The 1770-nt window shown below is 78.5% G+C and carries 2 protein-coding genes; both read left to right on the top strand.

Annotated features, from left to right (window positions below; all coding sequences use genetic code 11):
• Positions 1-59 precede the first annotated feature (59 nt).
• A complete protein-coding gene (locus tag ABZ885_RS40550) occupies positions 60-641 on the top strand; it encodes a nucleotidyltransferase family protein (RefSeq protein WP_360200135.1) in 582 nt (193 codons plus the stop codon).
• A 187-nt stretch (positions 642-828) separates the two neighbouring features.
• Positions 829-1707, top strand: a complete 879-nt coding sequence (locus tag ABZ885_RS40545; RefSeq protein ID WP_360200133.1) for a hypothetical protein — start codon at positions 829-831, stop codon at positions 1705-1707.
• Positions 1708-1770 lie beyond the last annotated feature (63 nt).

Here is a 1770-nt window from a genome sequence, read left to right as displayed (position 1 = left end):
GCGGGCGCCGCCCAGAACGCGGTGGTCAACGGCGGGATCTGAGCGGGGCCGCGGCCCCGGTGGCCGCGCTCGTCCTCGCCGCCGGCGGCGGACGGCGGCTTGGCGGGCGCCCCAAGGCCCTGCTCCCCTACCGGGGGCGGCCGCTGGTGGAGCACGCGGTGGCCACCGTCCGGTCGGGCGGCTGCCCGGACGTGACGGTGGTGCTGGGCGCGGACCGCGACCGGGTCAGGGCCACCGCGCACCTGCCGGGCTGCCGGCTGGTGGCCAACCCGGACTGGGCGGGCGGCATGGGCTCCTCGCTGCGGGCCGGGCTGGCCGCCCTTCCGCCGGACGCCCCGGCCGCGCTGGTGATGCTGGTGGACACGCCCGGCGTCACCCCGGCGGCCGTTGCCCGGCTGCTGGCCGCCCACCGGGCGGGCGCCGACCTGGCCGCGGCGGCGTACGGCGGGCGGCGCGGGCACCCGGTGCTGATCGGGGCCCGGCACTTCGCCGAGGCGGCGGCGGGCGCGACCGGCGACTCCGGCGCGCGCGCCCTGCTGACGGCGCACGCCGAGGAGATCGCGCTGGTCGAGTGCGCCGACATCGCCGTTCCGGACGACCTGGACACCCCGGCCGACCTGGCCCGCTGGTCCGCCGGCTGACCCACCCCGGCCGGCCTCGGCACCTGCTCCCCCGCCCGGGTGGCCCGGCCTCCTCCTCCCCGGCGAGAGATCGGCCGCACACCCCTGATCTGTCCCTGAGGATTGGTCCATTCCGCGCCGCGGCCCCCGCGTTTCGGGGAGCATGGGTCACGTCCTCCCACCCCGATGCGAACGGACGGTGCCCGCGATGTCCGGACTGGCCGACGACTTCACCGGACGCGACCCCGCCCAGCACGGGCCGGGAGCGGGTGGCGGTGCCCGGGCGATCCGCTGTCCCGCCTGCCGGCGCGAACACCTGTACGAGCCGCCGTCGCTGCCCTGCCCCTGCGGCGCCTCGCTCAAGGTCCCGCTGCTGCGCGGCGGCGTGCCGGTGCAGGTCCGGTTCCGGTCCTGGGAGGACTCCTGGCTGAACATGCGCTGCCCGCACTGCGGCCGCTCCGACCAGTGGCCGCAGCCCGAGTTCACCTGCAACTGCGGCGCCACCGTCCGGCTGCCGGTGGACCGCACCACCCGCCTCGGCGGCAGCACCACCGCGAGCCGGGCCGGCACCGGGCAGCTCGGGCCGGCCGCCCAGCCGCCGTCCACCCGCCCCTCCCCGGCCCACCCGCAGGGCGCGCCGGTGCCCGCCCCGCCCGGCGGGTCCGGCTCCCCCTCCCCGGCCACGCCGTGGCGGCGCCGGGCCCCGTTCCGCCCGCACCCGGTCCGCACCTCGCAGGACGCGGTGTTCACGGCCGCCCGCTACCTGGAGTGGCTGGGCTTCGAGGACCTCGAACTGACGGAGGCCCAGGAGCGCGACGGCGTCACCCTGCTGGGCAGCCGGATGGTCGCCCAGGTGGACACCTGGACCGAGCCGGCCGACGTGAAGTCGGTGGAGTGCCTCTGGCTGCAGACCCTGCACGCCGAGGAGATGGCCGCCGCGATGTTCACTCTCGCGGGCTATTCCCACCAGGCCACCGTCCGCGGCGAGCAACTGCTGGTCGCCCTGTTCAGCCTGGACCTGGCCGGCGTGCCACAGCCCGCGAACGGCGCCGCCGAGGCCCTGATGGAGACCGGCTGGACGTCCTGACCCCGGCCCCGGCCCCGGCCCCGGTTCCCGGGCCGCGCCGCGTCCCGGTGCGGCCACGCCGGC

The sequence above is a fragment of the Kitasatospora sp. NPDC047058 genome, assembly GCF_040643935.1.
In the GTDB taxonomy this organism is placed as follows: domain Bacteria; phylum Actinomycetota; class Actinomycetes; order Streptomycetales; family Streptomycetaceae; genus Kitasatospora.
The sequence above is the reverse complement of the archived record's forward strand: the minus strand, read 5'-3'. Positions and strand labels throughout refer to the sequence as shown.